The following is a 15,864-nucleotide window of genomic DNA, read 5'->3' on the forward strand; positions in this document are numbered from 1 at the left end:
TGATGTCGCGCGCGTGGCACGTTGGCGGCGATGGACGACGCCGCCACACCCGCTGCGCTCGCGGGCCTGCGGGTGCTCGAGCTGGGCCAGCTGCTGGCGGGCCCGTACGCCGGCTTCGTGCTCGCGGGCTTTGGCGCCGAGGTCATCAAAGTCGAGCCGCCCGGCGACGGCGATCCGTTGCGACGGTGGCGCAAGCTCGACGGCGACACCTCGCTGTGGTGGCGCTCACTGGCCCGCAACAAGCGCTGCGTGACCGCGGACCTGCGTCAGGAGGAGGGCCGCGCGCTCGTGCGCAAGCTGGTCGCGCAGGGCATCGACATCGTGATCGAGAACTTCCGCCCGGGACGACTCGAGCGCTGGGGCCTTGGGCCTGCGGATCTCTGGGCCATCGATCCGCGCATCATCGTCGTGCGCATCTCGGGCTACGGACAGCACGGCCCCAAGGCCCAGGAGCCCGGCTTCGCCAACGTCGCCGAGGCCTTCGGCGGCCTGCGCTACACCACGGGCGAGCCCGATCGACCGCCGGTGCGCGCGGGCATCAGCCTCGGCGACACGCTCACCGGCCTGCACGCCGCACTCGGAGCCATGATCGCCGTGCACGAGCGCGGCCGCTCGGGTCGCGGTCAGGTGATCGACTGTGCGCTGTACGAGTCGGTGTTCCAGGTGATGGAGAGCCTGGTGCCCGAGTACGATCGGCTGGGATTCGTGCGCGAGCGCAGCGGCAGCGCGCTGCCGGGCATCGTGCCCAGCAACACCTACCGCTGCACCGACGGCTGGCTGGTGTTGGGCGCCAACAACGACAGCCTGTTCCAACGGCTCATGCACACCATCGGTCGCGACGACCTGGGCGGCGATCCCACGCTCGCCCGCAACGACGGCCGTGTCGCGCAGACCGAGCGCATCGACGCAGCCATCGCGGCGTGGGCGAGCACGCGAGCGCTGGCCGACGCGCTCGCCCAGCTCGCGCTGGCCGAGGTGCCGAGCGGGCCGATCTACAGCATCGCCGACATCTTCGCCGATCCGCACTACGCGGCCCGCGGCATGCTCGAGCGCATCACCCTGCCCGACGGCTCGACGCTCGCGGTGCCACGACTGGCACCGCTGCTGTCGCGCACGCCGGCGCAGACCCGCCACGCCGGCGGTGCACTCGGGGCCGACAACGACGCGGTGTGGGGCGCGCTCGGGCTCGACCACGCCGCGCTCGCGCAGCTGCGGTCACGCGGCGTCATCTGAAGCGCGAGGCAGCGGCGGGCGGCGGCACGCGACGTCAGTGCACCGAGCTGGCGCTCGACCGCTCGGCCCGCAGGGTCGTGGTCGACTCGCAGCAGAAGTCGAACACGTCGAGGAGGTCACGCGGGGTCGTCCCGCCGTTCACCAGCGCCCGTCGGATCTCGTCGTACATCTCGAGCACGGTCCGGTAGTCGCGGCCGGTCGCGGCGCGGCCCAGTACCAGCTTGCGTCCGAGGCTCTGCGCCTGCAGGGCGACCACCGACGGTCGCACGTAGGCATGCAGCTCGGGCCGCAGCAGCGCCTGGGCGGTGGTGAGCAGCTGCCACGAGGGCCCCCGCAGGCCGGCGCGTGCCAGCGCGATGCGCAGGCGATCGAAGGTGCCTTCCAGATCCTCGGTGCCGTGCAGCGCGTCGATCAGGGCCCGCGACGCGGGCTCGTCGAAGCTCAGCGATTGCGCCGGTCGCAGCTGCGCGGTCGAGACCAGATCGGTCGCGGCCATCACGTCGAGCCAACGATTGCGCAGACGATCGAACTCACCCTGGGCGACCAGCGTGCGCAAGGGCTCGAGCGCCAGCAGTTCGCGGGCGCCGGCGATGCTCGGCGCGCGATGGCGCTTGAGTGGGCTGGGTCGGGTCGATGGATGTAGTCATGACGTGCGGCTCCTCGGGCAGTCCACCCGGGTTCGAAGGTTCGGAGCCGCGTGCATCAGCGGCCCCCGGCCGCGCGATGACGCCACGCCGCCGTGATCCGACGCGCTCGCCTCCGCATTGCGGAGCGAACTCGCCGTGCTCGACCCATCAGGTCCGGATCTCGCGGCGGAGCGCATCGGCGCTGCACGACGAGAAACCGAAAAACCTCTGCGGGCCGCTTCAAGGTAGCACCAACGCGGCAATTTCGCAAGCGCGCGGGTCCTCGGAGAGCGTCGTCGCGGATGACGGGCCGACCACGATCGCGCGACACTGACGGGGCCATGGCGCCTGATCGTCGCAAGCGTCGCTCGATCACGTCCGCGTCCGGCTTCGTCGCGCACGCGATGGGGCTCGCGTCGTGCGTGGTGTTGGCGTCGGCGTGCGACGGCGATCCCATCGATGACGACGCCAACGCCTGGGAGGCGGTGCCCGACATCCCCTACTGCGTCGGCGCGGCCGACTGGGATCCGCAGTGGACCGAGCTCGAAGAGCAGATCCTCGCGCGGGTGAACGACGCGCGCGCGCACGGGGCCGACTGCCGCACGGCTGGCAACTTCCCCGCCACCACGCCGCTGCGCATGGATCCCGCGCTGCGCTGTGCAGCACGCCTGCACTCGGCCGACATGGCCGCGCGCGACTACTTCGAGCACGACGATCCCGACGGCGGGTCGCCGTTCGAGCGCATCGAGGACGCCGGCTACACCTGGTCGACCGCCGGCGAGAACATCGCGGCTGGCTCGCCCGACGCCGCCGGCACCATGGCGCAGTGGATGGGTAGCGACGGCCACTGCTCGAACATCATGAACCCGGGCTTCGACGACATCGGGGTCGGCTACCATCCCGGCGGCGCGTATGGACACCTGTGGACGCAGACCTTCGGCGCACCGTGACGCGACGCGACGCCGCGCGCTCGCGGCCGTGACGGCGCTGCTCGGGGCCTGCGAAGCCGCGCCCGCCGACGAGCCCGACCGCAGCGCGCTGCCCGACGCGGCCTACTGCGATCCCGTGCGCACGTGGGGCGAGCCCGAGCAACGCGCCGAGGCGTCGCTGTTGCGCGCCTTGGAGAACGCGCGCGCGAGCGCGTCGGAGTGCGGTGCGCTCGGTCGCTTTCCGGCCGCGCCGGATCCACTGCAGCCGGTCGGGGCGCTGCAGTGCGCCGCGCGGCGGCATGCGCAGTACCTCGTCGGTCAGGAGACCCTGAGCCACGCAGACGCCGACGCGGCGCTCGTCGATGCCCGGGTCGCACAGGCCGGCTACGAGCCGGTGATCGTCAGCGAGCTGATCGCCGCCGGCACCGTCGACGCCGCACGCATCGTCGACCCGCTGTGGCAGCGCAGCCCCGCCCACTGTGCCGATCTGCACGCACCCGACTGGCAGGACGTCGGCGTCGCTGCGCTCGGCGATCCCGCGTCGCGCTGGGGCGCGGTCTGGGTGGTCGTGCTCGGCGTGCCGCAGCCGTAGCCGGTATCCCGCGGGCCAGCCGGCGGCGTGATAGCCTACGCGCCGCCCGTGCCGCGTCCACCGTCACGCCGTCTGACCCCGTCGAGCGCCGTGCTCGCGGCGATCGCCGTGCTCGCGCCGACCGCTGGCTGCGTCATCGACGAGCTGCAGGTCGACGACGTCGGCGAGGCCCCGTACTGCGAGCCGGCCGCGACCTGGCCGCGCGAGTACGCCGAGCTCGAAGCCTCGCTGCTCGAGCGCATCGCGACCGTGCGCCGGCAGGGTCGTAGCTGCGGCGACGTGCACCACAACCCGGTCACCGCCTTCGAGCTGCAGCCGCAGCTGCACTGCGCCGCGCGCCTGCATGCGACCTTCGTCGCCGAGCACACGGGCCTCTCGCACGAGGGACAAGACGGCAGCACGCCGCTGTCGCGCGCGGCCCAGGCCGGCTACGACGGCGCGCCGCGCTACGAGCTGCTCGCGCGCGACTACGAGGGCGCCGGCGCCGTGCTGCAGGCATGGCTCGAAGATCCCCAGCACTGCGATGCGCTCTTCGACAACACGATCCGCGAGATCGGCGTGGGCCACTCCCGCAGCGGGCCGCCGGCGCTGTCCGATCGCGACGGCATCGGCTGGGTGATCGTGCTCGGCGAGCGCAAGTAGAGCCGCACGACCAGGGTTCGACTGGACATCCGAAGCGAGGCACTGGTGGATCATCCCCCCGCGATTGTTCGACTGGCCCGTGCATGGGGCCTGCAGGTCGGCTTCCACGACTTCACCGGCACGTTCCGTGACAGCCGCGAGGACTCGCTGCGGGCTGTGCTCGCGGCCCTCGGCGCGGCCGTCGAGGGCGACCTCGAGGCCGCGATCCGCGAGCGCGAAGAAGCCCGCGCGCGCGAGCTGCTGCCGCCGGTGCTGGTCGCATGGGATGGCTGGCTCGACGTGCAGCTGCGCGTGCCCCGGGAGCGCATCGACGCCACGCTCACGCTCACGCTCACGCTCGAGCACGGCGAGGTGCGCTCGTTGCCGCTGCGGGCCAGCGACGCCGAGCGAGCGCGGGCGACCGACGCCGACACCATCGCGATCGCGGCGCGCTGGCCGACCGCACTACCGACCGGCTACCACCGCCTGGTGGTCGCGGGCACCGACGCCGCCGCCGTGGTGTTGGCCGCACCGCGCCGGGTGTGGCAGCCGCCCGCGAGCCCGCCACCGCGGCACTTCGGCGTGTTCGCGCCGATGTTCGCGCTGCACTCCGAGGGCAGCCTCGGGGTCGGCGACTTCGGCGACATGGCGCGGCTGTACGACGTCGTCGCGGCGCGGGGTGGCAGCGCGGTCGCGACGCTGCCGTTGCTGTCGGCGTACCTCGACGACCCGTGCGAGGCCAGCCCCTACGTGCCGTGCTCGCGGCTGGCGTGGAACGAGCTGTACCTCGACCTGCGTGCGATCCCGGAGCTCGCCCACACGCCGGCGGCCGCGGCCGTGCTCGCCCACCCCGACACCACCGCCGAGATCCATCGGCTGCGCGGGCTCGATCTGGTCGAGCACCGCGCCGAGATGGCGCTGCGACGCCGCGTGCTCGCGCCGCTGGCCGAGGCGCTGTTCGCCGACACCGGCCCGCGTCGCGACGCCTTCGATGCGTTCGTCGCGGCGCGCCCCGAGCTGGTCGACTACGCCCGCTTCCGGGCCGCGCAGGAACGCTTCGGGGTGGCCTGGGATCGCTGGCCCGAGACCGCCAGGGCCGGCGTGCTGCCGGCGCCGGTCGACCCCGTCGAACAGGCCGCGATGCGGCACCACCTGTTCGCGCAGTTCTGCTGCCACGAGCAGCTGACGGCGCTCTCGCAGCACATGTCCGGCGGCGGACTCGGGCTCTACCTCGACCTGCCGGTCGGCGTGCACGGGCTCGGCTTCGACACCTGGCGACATCGCGAGGTCTTCGTGCACGGCCTCGCCACCGGCGCGCCGCCGGACCTGTTGTTCGGCGGGGGACAGAACTGGGCCTTCCCGCCGTTGCACCCCGACGCGCTGCGGCGCAGCGGCCACGCGTACACCATTGCGATGATCCGCAACCACCTGCGGTACGCCAAGGCGCTCCGCATCGATCACGTGATGGGCCTGCATCGCCTGTACGTGATCCCGCAGGGCGCCCGCGCGACCGAGGGCGTCTACCTCGAGTATCCCCACGACGAGTTCTACGCGATCTTCTCGATCGAGTCGCACCGCAGCGGCACGCTGCTGGTCGGCGAGGACCTCGGCACCGTGCCCGGAGAGGTCCACGAGGCCATGCGCGAGCACGGCGTGCTGGGCATGCACGTGGTCGAGTACGCCGCGCGGCCGCAGCCACCCGCGCTGCCCCGCGCCGGGAGCGACACCGCGGCCTCGGTGAACACCCACGACATGCCGACGTTCGCGGCCTACTGGTGCGGCGACGACATCGACGACCGCGTCGCACTGGGCTGGATCGACGACGCCACCGCGGCCGCGGATCATCGCGCACGCGCGGCGCTGCGCGGCAGCCTGCGCGCACACTGGTCGGAGCGCACGCCGCTCGCGCCCGACGCCGATGCCGACGCGGCCTACGACGCGTGCTTGGTCGATCTGGGCGACAGCGAAACGCCGCTGGCCCTGGTCGCGCTCGAGGATCTGTGGGGCGAGCTGCACCCCCACAACGTGCCGGGCACCTGGCTCGAGCGACCCAACTGGCGTCGACGCGCGCGCTTCGGCGTCGACGCGCTGCCCGAGGCCGCGCTCGCCAAGCTGACCCGGCTCGCGCAGGCCCGCGCCGGCGGCGTGCAGGCGGGCGCGGTGCGCCACGACGCCAGCCGCATCAGCGCCGACGATCTGCACTGGTTCAACGAGGGCACCCACGAGCGCGTGCACGACAAGCTCGGCGCGCACCCGCACTGCGTCGACGGCGTCGACGGGGTCGCGTTCGCGGTGTGGGCCCCGTCCGCGCGCGAGGTCAGCGTCATCGGCGACTGGAACGCGTGGCGCCCGGGCGCCCACCCGCTGCACGTGCACGGCAGCTCCGGCATCTGGGAGGGCTTCGTACCGGGCGTGGCGCCCGGCTGCCGCTACAAGTTCGACATCGTCGGCGAGCACGGCCACGCCGAGAAGGCCGACCCGGTGGCCGCGTGGGCCGAGGCACCGCCGCGCACCGCCTCGCTGGTGGCCCGCAGCTCGCCGAGCTTCGACGACGAGGCCTGGCTCGAGCGCCGCGCCGCCGCCAACCGCCTCGACGCGCCGATGACGATCTACGAGTGCCACCTGGGCTCGTGGATGCGCGTGCCCGAGGAGGGCAATCGCATGCTCGGCTACCGCGAGCTGGGGGTGAGGCTGGCCGAGTACCTCGGTCGCACCGGCTTCACCCACGTCGAGCTGCTGCCGGTGATGGAGCACCCCTTCTACGGCTCGTGGGGCTACCAGACCACCGGCTACTTCGCCCCCACCGCGCGTCACGGCAGCCCCGCCGACTTCCGCGCGATGATCGACACGCTGCACGCCGCCGGCATCACGGTGATCCTCGACTGGGTGCCATCGCACTTCCCGTCCGACGCGTTCGCGCTGGCCAACTTCGACGGCACGCACCTCTACGAGCACGCCGATCCGCGCAAGGGCTACCACCCCGACTGGCACAGCTCGATCTTCAACTACGGCCGCTACGAGGTGTGTTCATTCCTGGTGTCGAGCGCGCTCAGCTGGCTCGAGCGCTTCGGCGTGGACGGCTTGCGCGTCGATGCGGTCGCGTCGATGCTCTACCTCGACTACTCGCGCAAGGCCGGCGAATGGGTGCCCAACGTCCACGGCGGACGCGAGAATCTCGAGGCGATCGCGTTCCTGCGGCGGCTCAACGAGGCCCTGTTCCGCCGCTTCCCCGGCGCGCAGAGCTTCGCCGAGGAATCGACCGCGTGGCCGATGGTCTCGCGTCCGACCTGGCTCGGCGGGCTCGGCTTCGGGCTCAAGTGGGACATGGGTTGGATGCACGACACGCTGCGCTACATGGGCCGCGATCCGATCCACCGCGGCTGGCACCAACACGAGCTCACCTTCCGCATGATCTACGCGTTCGGCGAGAACTTCGTGTTGCCGCTGTCCCACGACGAGGTCGTGCACGGCAAGGGCTCGATGCTCGGCAAGATGCCGGGCGACCGCTGGCAGAAGTTCGCCAACCTGCGCCTGCTGTACGGCTACATGTGGGGCCAGCCCGGCAAGAAGCTGCTGTTCATGGGCGGCGAGTTCGCGCAGGAGCGCGAGTGGAACCACGACCTCTCGCTCGACTGGCACCTGCTCGGCGACGGCATGCACGCCGGGGTGCAGCGCTGGATCGCCGATCTCAACCGCCTGCACCGCGACCAGCCCGCGCTGCACGAGCAGGACCACGACCCCGCGGGCTTCGAGTGGATCGACTTCACCGACGCCACCAACAGCGTGTTCGCGTGGCTGCGCCGCAGCCGCAGCGGCCAGAGCGTGCTCGTGGTGTGCAACTTCACGCCGGTGCCGCGACCGGGCTATCGCATCGGCGTGCCGCACCCCGGGCACTGGTACGAGCTCGCCAACAGCGACGCCGGCGAGTATGGCGGCAGTGGGCTCGGCAACTTCGGAGGCCGCGACGCCGAGCCGGTCGGCGCGCACGGGCGCGGCTGGTCGCTCGAGCTCACGCTCCCGCCGCTCGGCTGTATCATGCTGCGTTGCGGGGACCCCACGTGAGCGCGCGGTACATCTGCATCCACGGCCACTTCTACCAGCCGCCGCGGGAGAACCCGTGGCTGGAGTCGATCGAGGTGCAGCCGTCGGCGTACCCGTTCCACGACTGGAACGAGCGCATCACCGCCGAGTGCTACGGGCCCAACGCGGCCGCGCGCATCCTCGACGAGCAGGGCTGCATCACCCGCATCGTCAGCAACTACGCGCGCATGAGCTTCAACTTCGGGCCGACCCTGTTGGCCTGGCTCGAGCGCGCGCGACGTGACGTCTATCGCTCGATCATCGCGGCCGATGGTCAGAGCCGCAAGCGCTTCGCCGGGCACGGCTCCGCGATGGCGCAGGCCTACAACCACTCGATCCTCCCGCTGTGTCGGCCCCGCGACAAGCGCACGCAGATCCGCTGGGGGCTGCGCGACTTCGAGGTCCGCTTCGCGCGGCGTCCCGAGGGCATGTGGTTGCCCGAGACCGCCGTCGACATCGAGACCCTCGAGCTGCTCGCCGACGAGGGCATCGCATTCACGCTGCTGGCACCCCACCAGGCCGGCGCGATCCGAGCGCGCAGCGACGGCAGCCCGTGGGTCGACGTCGGCGGCGCGCGCATCGATCCGCGGCGGGCCTATCGCGTGGAGCTGCCGGGTGGCCGCTCGATCGCCGTGTTCTTCTACGATGGTCCGGTGTCGCAGGCGATCGCGTTCGAGCGGCTGCTGCAGAGCGGCGACGGCTTCGCCACCCGCCTGCGCGGAGCCTTCGACGGCCGCGAGGAGGCCCAGCTGGTCCACGTCGCGACCGACGGCGAGACCTACGGTCACCACCATCGCTACGGCGACATGGCGCTGGCGTACGCGCTGCACACCCTCGAGCAGGCCCAGGACGTGCGGCTCGTCAACTATGGCGAGTTCCTCGCGCGGCACCCTCCGACCTACGAGGCCCGCGTGGTCGAGCGGACCTCGTGGAGCTGCGCCCACGGCATCGAGCGCTGGCGCGCCGACTGCGGCTGCAACAGCGGCGGCCACCCGGGCTGGTCGCAGCGCTGGCGCGGGCCGCTGCGCGCCGCGCTGGACTGGCTCGCGGCGCGGCTCGACGCGGTGTTCGAGACCGCCGGCGCACCGCTGCTGCGCGACCCATGGGTCGCGCGCGACGGCTACATCGACGCGATCCTCGATCGCAGCCCCGAGGCCCTCGAGCGATTCTTGCTGCGCCACGCCACCGGCAAGCTCGACCCGGCCGCACGCACGCGCGCGCTGGAGCTGCTCGAGCTGCAGCGACACGCCCTGCTGATGTACACCAGCTGCGGGTGGTTCTTCGACGAGGTCTCGGGCATCGAGACGGTACAGATCATCCGCTACGCCGCGCGGGCGGCATCGCTGGCCGAGCGCCTCGACCCCGGGCTGGCCGGCCCGGACGGGCTGCAGGCGGGGTTCCTCGCGCAGCTCGCCCACGCGGTCGGCAACCTGCCGGAGTTCGCCGACGCCGCGGTGGTCTACCGCCGCAACGTCGACGTGCTCGACCTCGACAAGCTCGCGGCCCACTACGCGGTCAGCTCGCTGTTCCACGGCTACGAAGAGCGCACCGAGCTGTTCGCGTACTTCGTCGATCAGCTCGACATGCGCAGCCACTCGCTCGGCCGTGCGAAGCTGGTGCTCGGCACCATCCGCATCACCTCGCGCGTGACCTACGAGACCCAGGTGCGCAGCTTCGGCTTCGTGCACTTCGGCGATCACAACCTCTCGGGCGGCGTGCGGCACTTCGAGCAGGCCGCCGACTACGAGGCGATGTGCCGCGAGGTCGCGAGCGCGTTCGAGCGCGCCGACATGCCCGAGGTGCTGCGCCTACTCGACGGCCACTTCCTCGAGCTCACCTACTCCCTGCGCTCGCTGTTCCGCGACGAGCAGCAGCGCGCGCTCGACGTCATCGTCCGCTCGGCGCTGACCGACGCCGAGGCGCTCGCCAGCCAGCTCTACGAGACCCACTCGCCGCTGCTGCGCTACCTCGCCACGCTCGACCTGCCGCTGCCCAAGTCGCTGCGCGGGCTGGCGGACTTCGTGCACAACAGCTCGCTGCGCCGCGAGCTCGAGCGCCACGAGCTCGAGTTCCCCCGCATCCGCGCGCTGCTGTCGGAGTCCGAGGACGTCGGCACCGAGCTCGACAGCGCCGGCATCGGCTTCGCCCTGCGTCAGGCGATCGAGCGCGCCGCCAACCTGTGGGCCGAGGAACCCGAGCAGCTGGGGCGCCTGCGGCGACTCCGGCGCGCCGCCGAGTTCGGCCGCGAGATGTCGCTGGAGCTCGACCTCCACCACGTGCAGAACCGCTTCTATGCCCTGCTCGAGGCGGTCTATCCCCGCTTCTACGAGCAGGCCGAGCGCGGCGACCCGATCGCGATCGAGTGGCGCGAGCACTTCCGGGCGCTCGGCGAGGCCCTGCGCGTGCGCGTCGGGCCGTGACCACACCAAGGGGCGCGCGTCCGACGATGGGCCGGCGCGGTCTGACTCCGGCGCGCAGAGTTGGGGCATCATGGCAGGCGTCGCCATGTTGGCCGCCATCATGTTCGCTGCGAGCCTCGCCGCGACGCCCGAGCCCGGGCGCCTCGACGACGAGCGGACCGTGCTGTGGACGGCGATCGATGACCTGCGACGGAGCATCGCGCTCTACCAGGCCGCGCTGACGATCGAGCGCTGGCAACCCTTCCCGCGGGTGCTGCGGAGCAAGCGTCGGCAGCTCCGTCGGCTCGTGAAGCTGTCGGTTGCGCGGGGGCACGGTGACCCGCCCGTGCTGTGGGACCCCGCAACCGTGGCGTCGCCGCCCGAGCGCACCGCTGCCTGTGCGCGGGCGGTCGACCAGGAGCTGCGCAACGCGGCGATCTACGAGACCGCGCTGGCGCAGGGCTCCTCACCGGCGGTCGAGCGCAAGCTCCGGGCGATGCACCGACGCGTGCGTGAACATCACATCGTCGCGTTCGAGTCCTGCGTGCGCCACGGGTGACGGGCGCTGCTACGCTCCCCGGCACGCCATGAAGTGGGAACGCGGACACCAGAGCAGCAACGTCATCGACCGTCGCGGTGGTGGCGCGGGCGGCAAGATCGGCCTCGGGGTCGTCGGCACCATCATCGCGGTGCTGGTGTCGCGCTGGATCGGCATCGACATCACGCCGCTGCTGGGGGGCGGTGGTGATGGCGGCGGCGAGCCCATCCCCGCCGACCAAGACGCCGATCGCGAGCTCAAGGAGTTCGTCTCGTTCGTCTTCGACGACGCGCAGGCGACGTGGTCGAAGCTGCTGGGCCCGCGCTGGCGCGACGCCAAGATGGTGCTCTTCAGCGACGCCGTGCAGACCCGCTGTGGCCACGCCGACAGCGGTGTGGGGCCGTTCTACTGCGGCGGCGACGAGATGGTGTACATCGACCTGCGCTTCTATCGATTGCTCGATCAGAAGTTCGGCGCCCCCGGCGACTTCGCGCAGGCCTACGTGATCGCGCACGAGGTCGGGCACCACGTACAGCACCTGCAGGGCGTCTTCGAGCGCACCGCGGCGCAGGCCCGCGGCGACGCGCGCCGCGAGAAGGAGCTGTCGATCCGGCAGGAGCTGCAGGCCGATTGCTACGCCGGTGTGTGGGCGTTCCACAGCCAGCGCAAGGACCTGCTCGAGGCCGGCGATCTCGAGGAGGGGCTCGGCGCCGCGAGTGCGGTCGGCGACGACACCCTGCAGAAGATGGCGACCGGCAAGGTCCAGCCCGAGACCTGGACCCACGGCTCGTCGGCACAACGCATGAAGTGGTTCCGCCGCGGCTTCGATACCGGCGACGTCGACGGCTGCGACACCTTCGGCGTCGACGCGCCATGACGATCGCGGCTACCCGCAGTAGCCGCTGCCGCCGTCGGGCACACCGCTCGTGTCGCAGACGCCCGACATGCACTGCGAGCCGTCGAGGCAGGGCTCGTCGGTGGCGCCGTGGGTGCACACCGCCATCGGCGTGGTGTCGACGAAGATCGTGATGCAGGTACCGTCGACCTCGCAGACCTCGCCGTCGACGCACGCGGGCATCCCGGCGGACGTCCCGCTGCCGCTCGAGTCGCCGCTGCCGCTCGAGCCGCTGCTGCCGCTCGAGCCGCTGCTGCCGCCCGAACTGGAGGGGTCGGCGACGCCATCGGTGAAGATGCTCCCGGCGGTGATCGCCATCGAGCCCGCCGACATGTCGATCGGTGGTGGGTTGCCTTCGTCCTCGGGCTTGCAGCCCGCCGCCGCGGCCAGCCCGAGCCACCCCGCGACGACGACGTACCCCCTCGTGCCCGACATCCTGCGGTCCTTCATGGCGCCGAGGATGGCACGGAAGTCGACGTCTCGGGAATCGCGTACGCGCCCGTCGCGTGGCACACGACCTCGCCGGGGCGATCCACGGAGTGCATGCGGACGTCGCCGTGGATCAGGCGCCGGCCGGCCTTGAGGACCTCGCAGCGCGCCAGCAATGCGACCGGTCGCAGCCGCCGCAGGAAGTGGATCGCCATGTGGGCCGTGACCGCGAGCGGTGCGTAGCCGACGATCGAGCACACCGCGGCCCACAGCGTCAGGTCGGCGAGGGTGAACATGGTCGGGCCGCTGATGGTCCCGCCTGGCCGCTCGAACGCGTCGTCGTAGTCGAGCTCGAGGTCCACGCGGCCGCGGTTCCACGCGCGCAGTCGCCAGCGGAACTCGGGCGCCACGCGCAGGCCCTGCTCGACCATCGCGACGAAGCGCTCCGCCGCGAGCGCTGGTTCCGTGTCCGATGCCATCGCCGCGCACGATCGCACGCGAGCGCAGCGACCCACAAGCGGACGCCCACCCCTGACCACCCCCAAGGGGATGGCGAGGACGCCGACGCGTTACCCCCGGCCCGCGGGATGCGGATGCGGCGTGCAAACCACCACCCAGGCGCGTCACAATGGGGGCATGTTCCTTGGCCTTCGAGTTCATCGGTGCGCCGCGGCGATCGTCGCCATCGCGGCCGGGTCGCTCGCGTGCAGCCGCGACAACCCGCTGTTCGGGCAAGACGCCGGCCTCGACGGCGACGGCGACGGCGGCGCGTCGTCGAGCCCAGGGACCGGTGCGCTCACGGTCTCGGCGGGGAGCGAGGGCGGCACCGGATCGCTCGACACCGGGGTGCTCGACACCGGCCCACTCGACACCGGCCCACCCGACACCGGCGCAGGTTCGTGTGGCGACGGCGAGATCGGTGGCAACGAGGACTGCGACGATGGCCCCGACAACGGCGACCTCGCGTCCTGCCACCACGACTGCACCTTCAACACCTGCGGTGACGGCTTTCCCGGGCCCGGCCAACCCTGCGACGACGGCAACGACATCGACGACGACGCGTGCAGCAACGCGTGCGTCCCGGCGACGTGCGGCAACGGCGTGGTGGACCCCGAAGAGGCCTGTGACCTGAGCGCACCGAACCCCGTGGCGAACTGCACCCGCAAGTGCACGCTCAACGTCTGCCACGACGGCATCCAGTTCGGCAACGAGCTCTGCGACGACGGCAACACCAACGACGACGACGACTGCGTCGGCGAGTGCGTGCTGGCGACCTGCGGTGATGGCTACCTACGTCTCGGGGACGAGCAGTGTGACCCCGGCGTGCCCATCACGATGACCTGCGAGGATTTCGGCTACGTCACGGGCGCGGTGCATTGCAACGACGACTGCACCTTCGACGCCACCGACTGCTACACCTGCGGCAACGGAATCGTGGAGGGACCCGAGCACTGCGACTTCGGCAAGTCCGGCACGGAGTCGTGCGGCAGCCTGGGTTGGACTGGCAACGGCGCCGCGACCTGTTCGAGCTCCTGCGAGCTCACGCTCGACGAAACCTGCTGTGTCCCCACAGGCCTCGCGTGTCTCCTCGCCGACGGCAGCATCTGCTGCAGCCTCAGCTGCAACGCCGTGACCGGCCTGTGCAACTGACACGGCCCGGCGTTGCGCCTGCTAGTACCTCGACACAGCGAGAGTGACGGGCCATAACACCGCCCTGACCGCGCCTCGCCGCGTTGCCGCACCTTGAAATACGCCCGGTATTCCGGCGGCACGGCGCCTTGCGGAGTCGCGGCCATGACGGCGTTCTGACCCATCACTATCGCTGTGTCGAGGTACTAGCGCCGCGGCGACCGACGATTGCGCCGCACCAGCGTGCGATCGCCGAACATCCGGTCACGCTCGCGGCGCATGATCGCGAGCTCCGAGGGGTGGAAGCCGCGCAGCTCTGGCGGCGGCTCGTCGCGCGGGGTCTTGTTCATGATGCTGACCGCGAAGCGCGAGTGCGGCAGCCCGAAGAAGTGGCCCAGCTCGTGCGCGAGCACCCGCTCGGGTGCGATCGACGACAGGATCACGAAGCGACGCGACGGCTCGGCGCGCACGCGCCAGTGCACGCCGCGGATCTCGTCGCCGGCGATGTCGACATCCGCCAAGCGTCGGACCACGAACACGTGCACGACACCGGCCGGGGTCGCATCGCGGCCGAGCGCGTCGCGGTCGCTGCGGCCGTCGATGTCGGCCTGATCGGCGGGCGCCTCGCGGACACCGGCGACCTCGAACGCGACGCCGATGTCGGCGTAGAGCCGATTGGCGGCGGCGACCTGCGCCGCAAACCACTGCGGCGGTCGCACGGGCTCGCCGTCTTCGACCACCACGTGCACGAACAACCCGACGCAGGCGTGCGTGGCATCGCAGCGGCCAGTGCCAGTCTCGAACGCGCGCAGGCCGAGCGCGGCCTGGCAGCGCAGCAGCGTCAACACCCCCAGCGATGGCGCGACCGGCTCGAACGCGGCGGCGACCGGCGAGCACGACATCACCGCTGCGGCCACCAGCAGCCGGGTCGCCGCGGACCGGAGGGCGCGCGTCAGAAGCCCACCCGCGCGAGTCGGAGGATCTCGAAGATTGCGCGGGCCGCCGGCGACTTGTTCAGCGTGTAGAAGTGGATGCCCGCGACGCCCTGCGGCGCGCGCTCGAACGCCTCACCGCCGGCGGGCCGCAGCAGCCCGCGGCACTGGTGCGCGGCATAGCTGACGCCGGTCCAGAACACCTCCTGCGCATCGCCCTCGACGTCGCCGAGGCGCTCCCGCAGGCGCGCAGGGATCGATGCGCCGCACATCTGCGAGAAGCGGTCGATCTGCGAGACGTTGGTCACCGGCATGATGCCGGCGAGCATCGGCTGCGTGATGCCGATTGCCCGCGCGCGGCGCTCGAAGTCGAAGAACGCGTCGTTGTCGAAGAACAGCTGCGTCACGAGGAAGTCGACCCCCGCGTCGACCTTGGCCTTGAGGTGCAAGGTCGACCTCGGCGTCGCGGGCCTCGGGATGGGTCTCGGGGTAGCACGCCGCACCGATCGAGAACTCGCCGTGGGCCCGCGCGAACGCGACCAGCTCGGCCGCCTGGGCGAAGCCGCCCTGGGTGGCCACGAACCGCTGCTCGCCCTTGGGTGGGTCGCCGCGCAGCGCCAGCAGGTTCTTGACGCCGGCCTCGGCGAGCTGGTCGAGCACGCCCGCGAGCTCGTCCCGCGTGGCGCCGGCGCAGGTGAGATGCGCCATCGCTTCGATGCCGAACTCGCGCTTGATGCGGACCACCAGATCGATGGTGCGCGTGCGCGTGCTCCCGCCCGCGCCGTAGGTCACCGACACGAAGTCGGGCTCGAGCGGTGCGAGCCGCTCGAGGCTCCGCAGCAGCGCGGTCTCCCCCTCCGTGGTACGGGGCGGGAAGAACTCGAAGCTGAAGACGGGCCGCTTGTGCGCGAGTCGGTCGCGAATGAACATGCCGCGGCGATGATCGCCGCCGCGGCCGATC

The 15,864-nt window shown here is 71.8% G+C and carries 13 protein-coding genes and 1 pseudogene; 9 read left to right on the forward strand and 5 right to left on the reverse strand.

Features of this window, described 5'->3' with window-relative positions:
- Positions 1–30: 30 nt before the first annotated feature.
- Positions 31–1,233 carry a CoA transferase gene (locus IPH07_10905; protein MBK6917899.1) on the forward strand — a complete coding sequence of 401 codons (1,203 nt, stop codon included), beginning with the start codon at positions 31–33 and terminating at the stop codon, positions 1,231–1,233.
- Positions 1,234–1,267: 34 nt separating this feature from the next.
- On the opposite strand, the gene IPH07_10910 is transcribed toward IPH07_10905, so the two are convergent.
- A complete protein-coding gene (locus tag IPH07_10910; protein MBK6917900.1) occupies positions 1,268–1,789 on the reverse strand; it encodes a hypothetical protein in 522 nt (173 codons plus the stop codon).
- A gap of 474 nt (positions 1,790–2,263) precedes the next feature.
- Here IPH07_10910 and IPH07_10915 point away from each other — a divergent pair, with 474 nt between their 5' ends.
- The 7 genes from IPH07_10915 to IPH07_10945 all read left to right on the forward strand — a co-directional run bounded on the left by IPH07_10915 (position 2,264) and on the right by IPH07_10945 (position 11,895).
- Complete coding sequence (locus IPH07_10915) at positions 2,264–2,809, forward strand: CAP domain-containing protein (protein MBK6917901.1); 546 nt, start codon at positions 2,264–2,266, stop codon at positions 2,807–2,809.
- A gap of 28 nt (positions 2,810–2,837) precedes the next feature.
- Positions 2,838–3,380: a hypothetical protein gene (locus tag IPH07_10920; GenBank protein MBK6917902.1), complete on the forward strand. Its 543-nt coding sequence runs from the start codon at positions 2,838–2,840 to the stop codon at positions 3,378–3,380.
- Positions 3,381–3,428: 48 nt separating this feature from the next.
- Positions 3,429–4,022 carry a hypothetical protein gene (locus IPH07_10925; protein MBK6917903.1) on the forward strand — a complete coding sequence of 198 codons (594 nt, stop codon included), beginning with the start codon at positions 3,429–3,431 and terminating at the stop codon, positions 4,020–4,022.
- Positions 4,023–4,067: 45 nt separating this feature from the next.
- The gene (glgB, locus tag IPH07_10930) at positions 4,068–8,063 is read left to right on the forward strand and encodes a 1,4-alpha-glucan branching protein GlgB (GenBank protein ID MBK6917904.1); all 3,996 of its coding nucleotides are present in this window, start codon (positions 4,068–4,070) and stop codon (positions 8,061–8,063) included.
- A complete protein-coding gene (locus IPH07_10935; protein MBK6917905.1) occupies positions 8,060–10,501 on the forward strand; it encodes a DUF3536 domain-containing protein in 2,442 nt (813 codons plus the stop codon). The genes glgB and IPH07_10935 overlap by 4 nt, the downstream gene beginning before the upstream one ends.
- Positions 10,502–10,571: 70 nt before the next feature.
- Positions 10,572–11,039: a hypothetical protein gene (locus IPH07_10940; protein MBK6917906.1), complete on the forward strand. Its 468-nt coding sequence runs from the start codon at positions 10,572–10,574 to the stop codon at positions 11,037–11,039.
- A gap of 28 nt (positions 11,040–11,067) precedes the next feature.
- Entirely contained in the window at positions 11,068–11,895 is an 828-nt protein-coding gene (locus IPH07_10945; protein MBK6917907.1) for a zinc metallopeptidase, read from the forward strand.
- 9 nt (positions 11,896–11,904) lie between these two features.
- On the opposite strand, the gene IPH07_10950 is transcribed toward IPH07_10945, so the two are convergent.
- On the reverse strand, positions 11,905–12,363 hold the full coding sequence (locus IPH07_10950) for a hypothetical protein (protein MBK6917908.1): 459 nt from the start codon (positions 12,361–12,363) through the stop codon (positions 11,905–11,907).
- Positions 12,360–12,821, reverse strand: a complete 462-nt coding sequence (locus tag IPH07_10955) for a PaaI family thioesterase (protein ID MBK6917909.1) — start codon at positions 12,819–12,821, stop codon at positions 12,360–12,362. Before IPH07_10955 ends, IPH07_10950 begins: the two co-directional genes overlap by 4 nt.
- A gap of 157 nt (positions 12,822–12,978) precedes the next feature.
- Between IPH07_10955 and IPH07_10960 the strand changes: the two genes are divergently transcribed.
- Entirely contained in the window at positions 12,979–13,992 is a 1,014-nt protein-coding gene (locus tag IPH07_10960; protein MBK6917910.1) for a hypothetical protein, read from the forward strand.
- Positions 13,993–14,177: 185 nt separating this feature from the next.
- Here IPH07_10960 and IPH07_10965 read toward each other — a convergent pair whose 3' ends face one another.
- Positions 14,178–14,888 (reverse strand): matrixin family metalloprotease, encoded by a 711-nt coding sequence (locus IPH07_10965; GenBank protein ID MBK6917911.1) that lies wholly within the window; start codon positions 14,886–14,888, stop codon positions 14,178–14,180.
- Positions 14,889–14,923: 35 nt separating this feature from the next.
- A pseudogene (gene metF / locus IPH07_10970) lies at positions 14,924–15,833 on the reverse strand (methylenetetrahydrofolate reductase [NAD(P)H]).
- Between the last annotated feature and the right edge of the window lie 31 nt (positions 15,834–15,864).

The organism is Deltaproteobacteria bacterium, from assembly GCA_016709225.1.
GTDB classification, from domain to species: domain Bacteria; phylum Myxococcota_A; class Polyangia; order Nannocystales; family Nannocystaceae; genus Xiheibacterium; species Xiheibacterium phototrophicum.

Coding starts and splice junctions, on each gene's coding strand:
- IPH07_10945 (MBK6917907.1), top strand. CDS start 11,068: ATGAAGTGGGAACGCGGACACCAGAGCAGCAACGTCATCGACCGTCGC.
- IPH07_10915 (MBK6917901.1), top strand. CDS start 2,264: ATGGGGCTCGCGTCGTGCGTGGTGTTGGCGTCGGCGTGCGACGGCGAT.
- IPH07_10950 (MBK6917908.1), bottom strand. CDS start 12,363: ATGAAGGACCGCAGGATGTCGGGCACGAGGGGGTACGTCGTCGTCGCG.
- IPH07_10940 (MBK6917906.1), top strand. CDS start 10,572: ATGGCAGGCGTCGCCATGTTGGCCGCCATCATGTTCGCTGCGAGCCTC.
- IPH07_10960 (MBK6917910.1), top strand. CDS start 12,979: ATGTTCCTTGGCCTTCGAGTTCATCGGTGCGCCGCGGCGATCGTCGCC.
- IPH07_10955 (MBK6917909.1), bottom strand. CDS start 12,821: ATGGCATCGGACACGGAACCAGCGCTCGCGGCGGAGCGCTTCGTCGCG.
- IPH07_10905 (MBK6917899.1), top strand. CDS start 31: ATGGACGACGCCGCCACACCCGCTGCGCTCGCGGGCCTGCGGGTGCTC.